The sequence below is a fragment of the Pseudoalteromonas sp. SR41-1 genome (assembly GCF_014164015.1).
Classification (GTDB): Bacteria; Pseudomonadota; Gammaproteobacteria; order Enterobacterales; family Alteromonadaceae; genus Pseudoalteromonas; species Pseudoalteromonas distincta.
In genome coordinates this window covers 72,103-86,608 of record NZ_JACJEK010000008.1, presented here as the reverse complement: position 1 = coordinate 86,608, position 14,506 = coordinate 72,103, and the positions used below count along the sequence as shown (strand labels likewise).

The 14,506-nt window shown below is 38.1% G+C and carries 11 protein-coding genes; 4 read left to right on the top strand and 7 right to left on the bottom strand.

Annotation, left to right across the window (positions count from 1 at the left end; translation table 11 throughout):
• Window positions 1-218 precede the first annotated feature (218 nt).
• Both H5118_RS08800 and pyrC read right to left on the bottom strand, forming a co-directional pair.
• Complete coding sequence (locus H5118_RS08800) at window positions 219-422, bottom strand: cold-shock protein (RefSeq protein ID WP_002961702.1); 204 nt, start codon at window positions 420-422, stop codon at window positions 219-221.
• A gap of 438 nt (window positions 423-860) precedes the next feature.
• The gene (gene pyrC / locus H5118_RS08795) at window positions 861-1,913 is read right to left on the bottom strand and encodes a dihydroorotase (RefSeq protein ID WP_182673530.1); all 1,053 of its coding nucleotides are present in this window, start codon (window positions 1,911-1,913) and stop codon (window positions 861-863) included.
• 292 nt (window positions 1,914-2,205) lie between these two features.
• On the opposite strand from pyrC, the gene H5118_RS08790 reads away from it, so the two are divergent.
• From H5118_RS08790 to H5118_RS08780, 3 genes are all read left to right on the top strand, one after another.
• Complete coding sequence (locus H5118_RS08790) at window positions 2,206-4,575, top strand: EAL domain-containing protein (protein WP_182696419.1); 2,370 nt, start codon at window positions 2,206-2,208, stop codon at window positions 4,573-4,575.
• Window positions 4,576-4,985: 410 nt separating this feature from the next.
• Window positions 4,986-5,873, top strand: coding sequence for a LysR family transcriptional regulator (locus tag H5118_RS08785; protein ID WP_002961689.1), 888 nt, complete (start codon window positions 4,986-4,988; stop codon window positions 5,871-5,873).
• 54 nt (window positions 5,874-5,927) lie between these two features.
• On the top strand, window positions 5,928-6,692 hold the full coding sequence (locus H5118_RS08780) for a YdcF family protein (RefSeq protein WP_182715829.1): 765 nt from the start codon (window positions 5,928-5,930) through the stop codon (window positions 6,690-6,692).
• Window positions 6,693-6,706: 14 nt separating this feature from the next.
• Here H5118_RS08780 and H5118_RS08775 read toward each other — a convergent pair whose 3' ends face one another.
• Entirely contained in the window at window positions 6,707-7,459 is a 753-nt protein-coding gene (locus H5118_RS08775; RefSeq protein ID WP_182748530.1) for a Nif3-like dinuclear metal center hexameric protein, read from the bottom strand.
• A 150-nt stretch (window positions 7,460-7,609) separates the two neighbouring features.
• Between H5118_RS08775 and H5118_RS08770 the strand changes: the two genes are divergently transcribed.
• On the top strand, window positions 7,610-7,951 hold the full coding sequence (locus H5118_RS08770) for a hypothetical protein (RefSeq protein WP_182748528.1): 342 nt from the start codon (window positions 7,610-7,612) through the stop codon (window positions 7,949-7,951).
• A 138-nt stretch (window positions 7,952-8,089) separates the two neighbouring features.
• Here H5118_RS08770 and H5118_RS08765 read toward each other — a convergent pair whose 3' ends face one another.
• The 4 genes from H5118_RS08765 to H5118_RS08750 all read right to left on the bottom strand — a co-directional run bounded on the left by H5118_RS08765 (window position 8,090) and on the right by H5118_RS08750 (window position 14,368).
• Window positions 8,090-11,269 carry an amidohydrolase family protein gene (locus H5118_RS08765; protein WP_182748526.1) on the bottom strand — a complete coding sequence of 1,060 codons (3,180 nt, stop codon included), beginning with the start codon at window positions 11,267-11,269 and terminating at the stop codon, window positions 8,090-8,092.
• Between the two features lie 105 nt (window positions 11,270-11,374).
• Window positions 11,375-12,199 carry a M90 family metallopeptidase gene (locus H5118_RS08760; RefSeq protein ID WP_002961680.1) on the bottom strand — a complete coding sequence of 275 codons (825 nt, stop codon included), beginning with the start codon at window positions 12,197-12,199 and terminating at the stop codon, window positions 11,375-11,377.
• Between the two features lie 353 nt (window positions 12,200-12,552).
• Window positions 12,553-13,191, bottom strand: a complete 639-nt coding sequence (locus H5118_RS08755; RefSeq protein ID WP_182748636.1) for a chloramphenicol acetyltransferase — start codon at window positions 13,189-13,191, stop codon at window positions 12,553-12,555.
• Between the two features lie 136 nt (window positions 13,192-13,327).
• A complete protein-coding gene (locus H5118_RS08750) occupies window positions 13,328-14,368 on the bottom strand; it encodes a Glu/Leu/Phe/Val dehydrogenase (RefSeq protein ID WP_182748524.1) in 1,041 nt (346 codons plus the stop codon).
• Window positions 14,369-14,506: the final 138 nt, after the last annotated feature.

Here is a 14,506-nt window from a genome sequence, read left to right as displayed (position 1 = left end):
TTGAATAAATTCTTATGAATGGTTTTTAAAAGTATTAGAGGATTGTTTTGTCCGTTAGATTATTAGTTGTTTAGCTTTGCAAAGATAGAATGTTTGAGTAGTTTTTTAAGTTTAAAAAAAGGAGAATTTGAGGTATGAAATAAATAGATTTAAGGAAGGGGAATTATGGTGAAACAGAAACCTGCTTCACCAAGATGAACTAGAGTTCACATAATAAATTATGCTGCTTCTACGTTCTCAGCTTCAGGGCCTTTTTGACCTTGTTTGATGCTGAATGTCACTGCTTGACCTTCGCTAAGAGTGCGAAAACCAGAACCAGTGATTGCGCTGAAATGTACAAACACGTCAGGACCATTTTCTTGTTCAATGAAACCAAAGCCTTTAGCTTCGTTGAAAAACTTTACTTTACCAGTAACCGACATACTAAATTTTCCTGTAAGTCAATAATTAAAATTCAGCCATATTATTATGGCAATATCCTCCCTGAGTCAATGCTCAAAAATATGGAGGTACAGTACAGGAACAAGTAATAACCTAACCGGTAACCTTAAACGCAGCACAATATCCGTAAATTCAATACATAAAAACTCAAAGCAAGGTAAGATTAACACATTATATTTTTTTTCGCTCTATTAATTAGGAATTATTTCTTAAAAATATAAATTTGTTTTAAATCGCCTTTAACTGACTAATTTACAAGCAAAAAGCTATAAGTATTATTGTAATATTTATTGCTGTAAGCGAGATCAAAAGCCACCTACAACCACCCTGTCGTCGAATTACGCTTCAATAATATCAAAAGCACAAACAAAAAAGCCGCATTAAAAATTAAGCGGCTTTAGATTTAAATATATTATTGGTTATTCGACAGACCAATCCATTGTATTTTCAGCCTTTATAGGCACAACTTCAGAGTCGCCCAATGTATAACTTGCAGGTACTTTCCACGGCTTTCTTTGTAATGTAATTGTATCTGTATTACGCGGCAATTCGTAAAAATCAGGGCCAAAGTGGCTTGCAAACCCTTCAAGCATGTCCAAAGCTCCTGCATCCTCAAATGCTTCAGCATATAATTCAATAGCGGCATGAGCCGTGTATGCACCAGCACACCCACAAGCTGCTTCTTTTTTATCTTTATAATGTGGTGCAGAGTCAGTTCCTAAGAAGAATTTTTTATTTCCACTTATTGCTGCAGCCATTAATGCTTGCTGGTGAATGTTACGCTTGAGAATTGGCAAACAGTAATAATGTGGGCGAATTCCACCCGCTAACATATGATTGCGGTTATAAAGCAAGTGATGCGCTGTAATTGTTGCCGCTACATTGCTAGGTGCATTAACTACAAACTCTACTGCATCTTTAGTCGTAATATGCTCGAGTACAATTTTAAGCTCAGGAAAGTCATTTACTACATCTCCTAAAATTGTATCCAGAAATACTTTTTCACGGTCAAAAATATCAATCGACGAATCTGTCACTTCCCCATGCACTAACAGCAACATGCCTACTTCTTGCATTGCCTTTAAAGCTGGATAAATATTTTTTACTGATGTAACACCCGAGTCAGAATTAGTGGTAGCGCCAGCAGGGTAAAGCTTAGCTGCTACTATTTTACCTGTCGCTTTAGCTTTTATTATTTCATCTGGTGTAGTTTTATCCGTGAGATACAAAACCATTAATGGCTCAAAGTTGCCTTGTGGATTTGCAGACATAATGCGTTCTCTGTACGACAATGCCGTATCTGTGCACGTTGCTGGCGGAACAAGGTTTGGCATAACAATAGCGCGGCCCATGTATCTGCTAATATCGCGTACAGTGTCTTTTAACTGGTCACCATCACGTAAATGTACATGCCAGTCATCAGGGCGAGTGATAGTAAGGGTTGTTACAGAGTTTGTATTATTACTTGTCATTACTTTGTTCCACGGCTGAATTTATCCGATCATAGGCATATGATGTTTTCGAGTAAAGATTTTATTAAAAATAAAGTTTTTATATGGATAAAATTACTGAGGTACTATTTAAAGCACAATGAGCAAATTCAATGTTATTAGCTTATTGTAATGATTTATGATTAATTAAAACTCGCTATATTAAAACTTTACAGTGTATTGAAACCACTCATCGCTTTAATTTGTACAAAAACCCAAGATTAGGTTAACTTAACTGCGAATTTAAAAATAAAAAGAACAATATAAATTGCCTATGTCTTATAAAACCGATGCTACTAGAGCGCTTGAGATAAAAACTGATCAACTAAGTATCATTAATCAATTTTCATCTAGCCTATTGCAACTCGATACATTAGAAGAATTGTTTGAGTATGTTACAACGCACGTTGTAAATCGCTTAGGGTTTGTTGATTGTGTCATATATCTAGCTGACAATAATGCAAATACATTAAACCAAGTTGCATCAATGGGTATTGCACACGCGCGGGACAAATATCAAGCGGAACGTAAAATAATACGTTTTAGTGAAGGTATAACGGGCGCAGTTGCAACGACCGGAAAAGCGGTAATTATTAACGATGTAACGAAAGACAGCCGTTATATCGCTGATGAACGCCCTGCTCAATCAGAACTATGTGTTCCCCTTATATATAAAGAACAAGTTTTAGGTGTTATTGATTGTGAGCACCCAATCAAAGGTTATTTTACCAATGCACACCTTGAAATTCTTACAACAGTTGCTCACTTACTCAGTGCCAAGATTAACCAGGTTAATACAGTAAACAACTTACAAAAAACAGTTGAGCAACTCAACAATGCACAAAAATTAGAAAACAGCTTATTACAAATAGCTAACCTAACTTACAAAGCGAATGACCTAGATACATTTTTTAAAGCCTTGCATTCAATCATAAATAACTTACTTCGAGCCGATAACTTTTTTATCGCTCTATACGACAAAAAAGTAGATATACTTGACCTCGTTTACATAGTCGAAGAAGGCATAAACACTAAAACTCATCAAAAAATATCTAAAGAACAACTTAAAGATACCGCTTCATATTACCTTCTAAAAACAGAGCAAACCCTATTACTTAACAAAGATGCCTTTCAAAGTCATATTAATAACGGTGATTTTAAAATGGTAGGTCGGCAATCTGAGTCTTGGTTAGGTGTTCCATTTCAAACAAGTGATCGTATAAGCGGGGTTATCGTTGTACAAAGCTACGATAAAACACTGCATTACAACGAACACGATAGTGCTCTTCTAACGTATGTAAGTCGCCAAATAAGTATGGCAATTGATAGGCAATTAGCCCGCCAAGAACTTGAGCACAAAGCATTACATGACGAGCTTACAGGCCTAGCTAACCGCTCACTACTTATTGAACGTATAAAACATGCTATTTTACGTTTAACGCGTGCTAAAAAGAGTACTAGCCATGCCCTGTTGTATCTAGACTTTGACCGTTTTAAAAGTATTAATGATTCGCTCGGGCATGAAGTTGGGGACCACTTCCTTATAAAAATATGCGACTTGATTAAAGGTACAGTACGAAGTACGGATACATTTGCACGTTTAGGCGGCGATGAATTTGCAATTTTTATGGAAAACATCACGCATAAAAACCAAGTTAATGAAGCTTTAAACCGCATTAAAAACGCATTATCAAAACCTTTAAATATAGATAACCACTTACTCCAAGCATCAACGAGTATTGGGGTTGCCTATACAGATAACGTAAACGACGAAGCTTATATATTACTGCAACAAGCCGATGCCGCTATGTATGAAGCTAAGTCAACCGGACGTGGTCAGGTAAAGTTTTTTAATAACACGATGCGTAAAAAACTTAAAACCCATGCCGATATAGAAAACGACTTACAACACGGTATTGAACACAACGAGTTTGAACTTTATTTTCAACCAATTTTCACCATTACTACCAGTGAAGTTATCGGCTTTGAAGCACTTGTTCGTTGGCATCACCCTACAAAAGGGTTTGTACCCCCTAATGACTTTATACCGATAGCTGAAACTACAGGGCAAATTATAAATCTTGATTTACATTTACTTGATTTGGCGGCCCAGCATATTTCAAATTGGCACCAACAAGGCCATCGCTTTTTAAAAGTCACCGTTAATGTATCGTCACGACACTTTGCATGCCTCGATTTTGTAGCGCAAATACATTCCATTTATAATAAGTACCAATTACCTCTTGGTTCTTTATGCTTAGAAATTACCGAATCTGGCTTAATAGAAAATCTAGAACTCGCCACTCAAATAATTGAAGGTCTTTCACCTTTAAAAGTAAAATTATGTCTTGATGATTTTGGAACAGGTTATTCAGCACTAGGCTACTTGCACCAACTGCCTATTCATATTTTAAAAATAGATAAAAGCTTTATTGACCATCTACAGGATTCTACTAACCCACTTGTTGAAGCCATTTTATCACTTGCGCAATCATTAAAACTTGAAGTTGTAGCTGAAGGAATAGAAACAGTTGAGCAATTAACTATTTTGCAATCCACCGCGTGCGACTATGGTCAAGGTTTTTTAAAATCAAAACCTGTCACTGCCAAAGAAGCCATATTACTAATTAATAAACCCTTATAAAAAGAGCCAGCGAGTAGGTCGCTGGCTTAGGTATTACGCATATACTCTCCCATTGAGCTAAACTTAAGCTATAAGGCAAAACGACTCTATTTTTTAAAGCACAATCTAAAGTAAGCATTCAACAAACCTCACCTCATACCGTTATCAGCATGGTTAAAACTCACGCTGAGCTAAAACGCACAGCAATCGTTATATTTAAAATACAACATGAAGCAAACTCATCTAAAACTCATCAAACCAGTTTTCAAATGACTTTTATCATTACTAACTCTAATATTTTCACGATTCATAGCGATAAACTGCAATAAAACGCATAACTTTAGCCATCTAGACGTTGAAACGTTTTTTATATAGGCGTAGTATGTAATTAATCTGAGCTGAACTCACTTTTCCCATGAGAATTTTTAAAGATGATTGGTATTAAACATTTAAAAACCATAGCAACCCTAAAAGAAACAGGATCTTTGGTTAATACAGCACGAGAGTTATTTTTGACACAGTCTGCTTTATCTCATCAAATCAAAGATTTAGAGAATAAATTGGATTGCCAATTATTTGAGCGTAAAACTCAACCAGTCCGCTTTACCCCTCAGGGAATGCTATTACTTGAATTAGCTCACGAAATATTGCCAAAAATGGAAGCGACTAAATGTCGTTTAAAAGAAAGCTTAAACCAGCCTATTTCTCAACTACGTTTGAGCGTGGAATGCCATGCATGTTTTCATTGGTTATTACCTACTATTAAAGAATTTAATAACTTTTGGCCTGATATAAAAATTGATTATGAACGTGGCTTTAGTTACGACGCTATTCCTGACTTACTAAGCGATGAGCTCGATTTAGTTTTAACGTCTGACATACGCGAACCCGACACATTAGAATACGCGCACTTATTTGATTTTAAATTGAAGCTTATTGTGGCACCGGATCATGAACTTGCTAAAAAAGCGTATGTAACAGCGCTTGATTTAAAAAACGAAACTATTATTTCATACCCTATCCCGCGAGAACGCCAAGATATATTTAAGCATTTCATTCAAAATGCACGTTTTGACGGTACATTAAAAACGGTTGACCAAGGATTACTTATTTTTCAACTAGTAAGTGCCGGCATGGGCGTTGCCGCTTTACCTGATTGGCTAGTTACACCTTATGAAAGCCAAGGCTTAATTAAATCAATTCCTCTGGGCGCTCTTGGCCTTACTCGTCCTATGTATTTAGCGATGAAAAAAGACATGAAAGATAACCCTGTTTATCGTCACTTTTTAAATACATGTAAGCTAAATAACGGTCGATAATCATCAATATAATAAGTAATATCGCTGTAATTAACTCTACAGCGTTTAACTCTTATGTTTGTTATTAAAAAAATGATTGGTGGTTTACTTATGCCACTGCCTCTATTTGGTTTATTTGCGTGCCTGATGCTCCTACTGGCATTTAAAGGCCGCAAATCAGCTCTCTTCTTATCTACTTTAAGCTTAATTGTATTACTTGCATTGAGCACACCCTTTATCGCCAATTTAATTATCCAAAATAATGAACCTGCGTCGCTTGCATTTAATACTCTAAAGCATCCAAAAATAGACAAAATAGTTGTACTAGGTTGCGATATAAACCCAAATTCGGCTTTAAGTTCAAATAATCAATTAGGTAATTGTGCGCTAACGCGCTTGGTAGAAGGTGTAAAACTGGCGAAACACTACCCTAATGCAGAGCTTATAGTTTCAGGCGGGGGTTATAAAAATACCACTAATAGCGGGCTTATGTATCAAACGGCAATTAGTTTAGGCGTTAATAAGAGCCGTATTTTCCAAAATCCAAAAGCAATGGATACAGGTGAAGAAGCTAAATTACTGGCATCAAAATTAGTCGACTTTAAAGTTGCACTAGTAACATCTGTACTGCACATGCCCCGTGCCAAAGACTTATTCAATGCTCAAGGTATTGAAGTCATAACCGCAGCCACTGATTATCATAATTTTGCTGCACTTCCATGGAGCAAGCAGTTTATTCCCAATGCTCATGCTTTACTTGTGGTTACGCAATACAGTCACGAAGTAGTAGGAAATATATGGATAAGTTTGCGCCGCTGGATAGATCCAGAGGCGCTGTAACTTATATAGCCTAATTAAACTGGGTTATCTATGTCTATAAATGTGACATCAAAACCATGCTCTTGAGCAAGTAACTCACCTAGTGCTTTTACACCATAGCGCTCTGTTGCATGATGCCCAGCTGCAAAAAAATCAATGTTTTGCTCACGAGAACTATGAATTGTCTGCTCCGATGCTTCACCCGTTAAATAAGCATCAATGCCTTGATCTGCTGCTAAATCAATATATCCTTGCCCGCCACCAGTACACAGTGCAATGGTTTCTATTTTAGCTGAACGTACTAAGCTTGTGAGCGGGGTTCGATTAAGCACTTTTGCAATTTTATCTGCAAAATCTTCACCACTTAATGGTGTTTTTAAACGCCCTTTCATTGCTACGCTATTTGAAGTTGGCTCTAGCCCTGTTTCAATATCAATATCTAATAACTTTGCAAGTTGTGCGTTATTGCCAACTGCTGGATGAATATCGAGTGGTAAGTGATAGCCGAATAAATTAATATCGTTTGCTAGTAGTGCGCCTATGCGACGCTTTTTCATACCCGTTATTGGTTGGGATTCCCCTTTCCAAAAAAAACCATGATGAACCAAAATAGCATCTGCTTGTTGCTCAATGGCAGCTTCTATTAAAGCTTGACTTGCGGTTACACCCGTCACAATTTTTTTAATTTCGTTTTTACCTTCGACCTGTAAGCCATTTGGGCAAAAATCTTTTATTAAATGAGGTTTCAAAATGTCATTTAGGAGTTGGTTAAATTCTCTACGTTGCATACAACTTACCTTACTTAGCACTGAATTTTGTGCAAATTTTGGCGTTTATAGGCCTAAAATGGAAGGAAAATCGCAAAAAATTGAAAAACTGTTTTAAAATAGGTATAAATACCTCTTCTTTATCTGTGTTCACAACGTATAGGGTCTCTGATGAGCAAACTAGACAAAACAGAAGTGTTATCTGCCTTTGAAGCAGCGTACGAAACTGCCAATGGTAAAAAACCTCAAATCACAACCAAACCTGGTTGGTACAGCATTGATGGCGGTAAAAATTTACGCCTAGCTGACGTAGCAGAGCTTACTAAAAAATTAAACTCTGGTAAAACAACTAAAACGAAAAAACCAAAAGCAGCTGCTCCTGTTAAAGCACAGAAAAAAGCGCCATTCACTGTTGTTACCGAAAATGAAGAAGGTTACACAGCGGAAGAACTTTGGATTGTAATTTTAGCTCGTAAAGATCATGACTGTCGCTTACCGCGCGGTGTTGTTTAATCAACATTTATGATTTTTAAAAGAAACCGCGTTAAGCGGTTTTTTTATATCCGTTATTTGCCAAAAACATAAAGCTTTATAAGTTGTGTAAGGCTAAAAAAAGCGGCTATGTAGCCGCTTTAAAAAGTTTAAAATAAATTACAGTTTTTCAAAATAAAGTGGTTCGCGCTCTTTTTTACCCACTTCATTCATTGTCTCTGCATTAAATAATCGACCATTGATCATGGTGTAATCTACTTTATCCGAATCTCGAATATTTTTAAGCGGATCACCATCTATAACCATTAAATCAGCCAGTTTACCCACTTCAAGCGAGCCTACGTTTTTATCAAGCCCTAAATACTTAGCCGGATCGAGTGTCGATGCACGTATTGCCTCAAGCGGTGTCATTCCGCCTTGTGCAAACATCCACATCTCCCAGTGTGCACCTAAGCCTTCACGCTGACCGTGCGCACCTAAGTTAACTAATACACCTAGGTCTTGCAGCTCAGCAGCAACGCGTGCGTTATTAAAGTGATTATAGTGATGATCGGGCGCTTTAATGCGGCGCATAGAGCGTGGTAATAATTGATTTTTAGGCACAAATTTACTTAAACGCGGGTGATTCCACACATCAGTTTTATCGTACCAGTAGTTCTCACCCCAAATGCCACCATAAGCCACTACAAGTGTTGGTGTGTAACCAACATCACTTTGCGACCATAACTGCTTTATATCGTCGTATATGTTCTCTACAGGGATTGAATGCTCAATACCTGTGTGTCCATCTACAATCATACTTAAGTTATGTTGTAATAATGAGCCACCTTCAGGGACAACCATCATTTCAAGTTCACGGCCTGCTTCAATAACTTGTTGGCGCTGCTCTCGGCGTGGCTGGTTATACGATTTAACACTAAACGCCCCTACTTTTTTAAGGCGCTCTAAATGAAATTTAGCATCGTCTAACGAGTCAATATGCGACGTATAACCTGGCATATTTGCGCCATATAAAATAGTACCCGTTGAGAAAATACGCGGGCCGACAATCATGCCTGCCTTTTGCATTTCGCTTGCGGTAAATATTTCAGAGGTATCGTTTGATGGATCGTGAATTGTAGTTACACCTAGCGCTAAACCTGCAAAGTTTTTCCAGTTTTGCTCAGGTATAATTTCGTCACTTGCTTGCGAGCCATGTGCATGAGCATCAACAATACCAGGCATAATTGTTTTGCCTGTTACATCAATAACCTCAGCACCTTTAGGGATGCTTATCTCGCTGGCTGTACCAATTGCTTTGATATGCTTGCCATCGGTGATAATAACACCATTTTCAATAACCTTTTCGCCGTCCATAGTAATAATTTTTGCACCAGTGAGCGCAATCATGCCTTTAGGCTCTGCCATTTTTTTACTGAAACCGATATTATCGCCACTTTTCACTTTAAAGTCGGCATCTTCGGCTTTGTTAATGGCAAACATCCCCTCAAGGCTTGCATGATAAAGCTCAGGCCCTAATGTCCAATAAAGTTTGTTGCTCTTAGCACTCCAGCTAATGTTTTCACCAGCACGTACCGATAACTGCTCTATTGGAAATTGACTGTCTTTAGGCCCAATATTAATTGTTTTACCACTTTGAACAAACGGCGTTACAAATACTTTAAATCGCTCAGCAAAAGCGAGGTATTGCCCATCTGGTGATACTCTAAATTCTGTCGCATGTTCTGACTCGTACAGTTTGCGAACTTTTTTACTTTCAAGCTCAACTACGCTAAGCGTTGGTTTTGGCCAAGGACTCATTATAAAAACGCGATCGTTTGCATCTCCAAATTGTGGTTGATAACCACTTTTTGAAATAAGCTCACTTTTACCGCCTTTTTCGCTTACGCTATAAACCCCCGGATTAAGTGACCACTTAGGGTTTAAAATACTGCCGCCAGTGGCTTTTCGATAAACAACCGTTTTACCATCTGGGCTAAACGTTGGCTCTACGTACTTGCCAGGCTCTTTAGTAACTGTATCACCACGACCACTGCGCGCAGACACAACTCTCACTGACCCTTGTTTGTTATCATCCCATGTGGTGTAAACTATTTTTTTACCATCGCGAGAGTACTGTGGAAATAATTCGTAATGATCAGTTTGCTTTGTTAAACGCTTAATTTTACCCGACTCTAAATCACGTTTATAAATATGTCCAAGCGCTTCAAAAATTGCCGTTTCGCCATCTGGGCTTACTTGCACATTACGCAGCATTTTTACATCAAACTCATCAGTATCTAAGTTTTGTGTAAAGCGCACCGCTTTTTGAATTTTTTTACTTGTTTGCACTTTAAAAGGAATGGTTTTAACAGATTTCTCTGCAACATCTAGCTTGTGAATTGTGCCACCAGCCCAAAATACCAGTTCTTCGTTATCTGGTGTCCATGCAATGGTTGGGTATACACCATGAATAGCCCATGTTTCTTGCATATCTCGCTCAAGCTTATCGTAAAGCTTAGTGTGCTCACCGCTGGTTAAGTCATATAAATAAAGACTAGTTTGAAAATCATCACGCTTTATATAAGCCAGTTTTTTTCCATCAGGTGACGGTGTAGGCCTAATAGCACCGCCCATCGTATCGATTATGGTTTCAATTTCACCCGTTTCACGGTCGTAGCGCTTAATTTTATAAATGCCCGCTACAGAATCCTTTGAATAATGAAAGGTTTTACCGGGTGTTGCATCATGCGAAAAGTATACATAACGACCATCAGGTGAAAACATTGGCTCACCTAAATCTTTTTGATCGTTCTCGCGTTTTGTAAGCTGTACGCCCTTGCCACCCGCTTTGTGATACAACCACACTTCACCTGCTCCCAATGAGCGGCTAGCTGTAAAGTGTTTACGCGCAACTAAGTAGTCGCCATCAGGACTCCATGCAGGGCTATTTAGTAATCTAAAGGTTTCATCGGTAACAGCGTGTTGGTTTTCGCCATTTAAGTCCATTATCCAAATGTTATCGCCACCACCTTGATCGGAGGTAAACGCAATACTTTTGCCGCTAGGACTAAAACGAGGTTGCATTTGCCATGCAATATCAGAGGTGAGCTTTGTAGCTGTACCACCACTCATTGGCATAGTGTAAATATCGCCAAGTAAGTCAAACACCACGGTTTTACCATCAGGGCTAACATCTATATTCATCCATGTGCCTTGCTCAACGCTAATTGCAGCGTCAACAAATTGCCCCTTAGGTGAATCTACTTGCCATTTTTGTTCGTCTTTTTCGGCGGCATTTACCTGCCCTATCGCTAATGACACCGACAATGCTAATACTGTATGAAGCATTTTTTTCATGCGTTTCTCGCTTGTTATTGTTGCAGTAAAAACTATTTCACATGATTGCAACAAAAACAAACGCAACTTGCCAGCGTTATATGATAAAGCGCGGTTTATGTAGGTTTAATGCCAAACAATAGGGTCAAATTGATAGTAATTAACTAACATACTGTAAATTTCAGGATCGTATCGGCGAAGCTCTGCGGGTTTTTCGAGGAAGGTTTCGGTGAGTACAGCAAAAAACTCAGCTTCGTTAGTCGCACCATAGCTGTGAATAACATGCGGCATGCTATAAGCAACGTGACTTTTTAACTGGGTGAAAGCACGGCTAAATACTCGGCCCCACTCTTTGTAATCTGCTGAGCTTTTTAAAATGGGTGTGCCCGTTGTTTTACCTGTTTCTTGATCGAGTTGATGCGCAAACTCATGAAAAACTAAATTATGTCCATCACTTGGCAAGCGGTTACCCTCAAGCACGTCATGCCAACTGAGTACAAGTGTGCCGCCAGGCCATGACTCGCCTAGTCTTACCGTATTGTGGTAACTCACAAGTCCTGCACTATCGCGAGTTGATTGCGGAGCATAATAAGCACTTGGGTATAATAAAATTTCTTTTACATTTCTATATAACGGCCACGGTTTATTAAGCACTAATACACACGCATCGGCGGCTACAATTAACTTCATTGCAGACGTTAGCCTTAAGCCATCACAACCGACAAAGCGTTTTTCGTTTAAAAACCACGTAATATGTCGCTCTAACTTTTCTCTGTCAGCGTCGGTCATTTTTTTATAGATGGGCATGCAACGCAGTAAAATATCTTTTTGCTGTGAATTTAAAGCAAAGTCTTTATATTTACTGCGCCATAATCGGTTTTGAATTGATGGCCAACGCCAGAAAATCACCACAAAAAGAATTAAAACAACAATTAACAGTCCATTTATCATGGGGATTTCCTGAGCTAAGGTATGCTATATAAATATGTCCAGCACACGTGCTTTTCAAGCATATAAGGTTATGTATTTGAATATAAAGTAATTCACATCGCATTGCTTATAGATTACTTAACCTGAACTTTGGTTAAGAGATTTACTAATGTATTGGATCATGGTGATATTTAAATTTATTTTCTCTAGCCAGAGATTTTTAGTGAAAACAAGGTGAATTTACGCGTCAATAGCGGGCCTATTGCAAGTAAATTCAACGCAGTTAGCGCTAAAAATAGCTGCTTGAGATAGATTTATTATCCAGAGTTCAGGTTAATTACTGCTTGCACTGCCGTTAAATGACGTGTTTAAAGTTAACCTTTGCAAAAGGAGTCAAATGTACCCTGCAATGTGTTTATAAATTTCGCTACGTGCAAACCATCCATTAATGAGTGGTGTACATCGATAGCTAAAGGCATTGTACCTGTGTGTTTATCAAACTGACCAAATACAAATTTAGGAATGCCTAAACTCTCCCCTTCACTAAATGCATGCGAAAACGCACTAAAATTCAGCCACGGCAAAACAGATATATGAATTAAGTCGGCCTGCCCTTCTGTTTGGGCAAATGCATCAGAAAATAACGGCTGTTGTTTCGCTTTTTTGCTTACGTCACTTGCATGATTTGCAAACTCTTTAAAATCGCTTGCGCTATTAAAATAACTAAAAACAAACGTATCGTTTTCAGACAACTCAACCACACTTGCGCGAACACTGTTAAGTAGCCATGGCTTACTATCTATTATACGTAGCATTATTGAATCGTACTCATGGCACGCTTTTAAGGTGCAATATACATATGCTTGAAAAAAAGAAAATTGATTGGTTTTGCAATAGTCGTAAAGTGCTTGAGCATCTAAACGCACACACACATTAAAATAAGGCTGAGAAAAGTGTTTAAATAATTCAAAGTGTTGCTTTCTAGGCCAATTATCTAAATCGATAGGCTGCATGAGAGAAGTTGAGGGAGTCATAATTTGCCGCACAAAATTAAAAATAAAGTGTACCGCTGTTCAGTAACAATTGCATTAACTTACAGATAAACAAAAGGTGTGCAATTGCACACCCTTATATAAATTAGAACTTAGATCACAGACCGTTTTTAATGATCTCTTGCGCTAATTCGTCAGCAATTACATGCGTTGATTTTTGCTCTTTTTCGCTACGGGCAAAGATTTCAGTTAACGTATTAAAAATACCTTCAACATGTTTATTAGACGCTGCTGCACTGTAACCATCTGGCGCTGTTTCGTAATAAACATTAATAATACCACCGGCGTTAATTACGTAATCTGGTGCATATAAAATGCCTTTTTCACGAATAACTTCACCATGGCGAGATTCTGCCAGCTGATTATTAGCACAGCCTGCAATAATAGTCGCTTTTAAACGCGGTATAGTTAAATCGTTAATAGTTGCGCCTAGTGCACACGGTGCATAAACATCAACATCTAAGTCGTAAATGTCATCAATGCCAACCGCAGTTGCGCCAAAATCACTTACTACACGATCAATGGCAGCTTGGTTAATATCAGTTACAAACAACTCAGCGCCCGCATCATGTAAATGTTTACATAAACCATAAGCAACAGCACCTAGACCTTGAACAGCCACTTTCACACCTGCAAAATTTTGATGGCCACGTTGATGCTGTAGCGCTGCTTTAATTCCTAAAAAAGTACCGTATGCTGTAAATGGCGATGGGTTACCGCTTTTACCTTCAAGACCCAGTACGTAATTAGTTTCTTTATTCATAATAGCTACATCAGCACATGTGATGTTTACATCTTCTGCTGAGTAATAGCTGCCATTTAATCGCTCTAATTGACGACCAAATGCACGGAATAATTGCTCAGATTTAATTTCTTTCGCATTACCTATAATTACAGATTTACCGCCACCAAAGGGTAAGCGCGCAACTGCATTTTTATAAGTCATGCCCTTTGATAAACGTAGCACGTCATAAACAGCATCTTCGTCGTTTGCATAATCCCACATTCTACATCCGCCAACTGCAGGACCTAGGTTGGTATTATGTACAGCAATAATTGCTTTTAAACCCGACTCTTCATCAGAACAAAAAACCACTTGTTCATGGTTATCAAATTCAACTCGATTAAACACAGCCACTTAAAATACTCCGAAATAGTTAACCCGTGAGAGGGTATGCGCGCTGGAAATTGCCGAGACTTTATCACTTCATATACGTGTTCGCTATACTCACAGATGATAAAACCAATGAAAACATTAAGCTTAAATTAAATAACC

Bases quoted from the DNA above. Each gene is read 5' to 3' on its own strand.
- H5118_RS08775 (WP_182748530.1), bottom strand. From the start codon at position 7,459: ATGCAACGTAGAGAATTTAACCAACTCCTAAATGACATTTTGAAACCT.
- pyrC (WP_182673530.1), bottom strand. From the start codon at position 1,913: ATGACAAGTAATAATACAAACTCTGTAACAACCCTTACTATCACTCGC.
- H5118_RS08790 (WP_182696419.1), top strand. From the start codon at position 2,206: ATGTCTTATAAAACCGATGCTACTAGAGCGCTTGAGATAAAAACTGAT.
- H5118_RS08765 (WP_182748526.1), bottom strand. From the start codon at position 11,269: ATGAAAAAAATGCTTCATACAGTATTAGCATTGTCGGTGTCATTAGCG.
- H5118_RS08755 (WP_182748636.1), bottom strand. From the start codon at position 13,191: ATGCAGCCTATCGATTTAGATAATTGGCCTAGAAAGCAACACTTTGAA.
- H5118_RS08800 (WP_002961702.1), bottom strand. From the start codon at position 422: ATGTCGGTTACTGGTAAAGTAAAGTTTTTCAACGAAGCTAAAGGCTTT.
- H5118_RS08760 (WP_002961680.1), bottom strand. From the start codon at position 12,199: ATGATAAATGGACTGTTAATTGTTGTTTTAATTCTTTTTGTGGTGATT.
- H5118_RS08780 (WP_182715829.1), top strand. From the start codon at position 5,928: ATGTTTGTTATTAAAAAAATGATTGGTGGTTTACTTATGCCACTGCCT.
- H5118_RS08770 (WP_182748528.1), top strand. From the start codon at position 7,610: ATGAGCAAACTAGACAAAACAGAAGTGTTATCTGCCTTTGAAGCAGCG.
- H5118_RS08785 (WP_002961689.1), top strand. From the start codon at position 4,986: ATGATTGGTATTAAACATTTAAAAACCATAGCAACCCTAAAAGAAACA.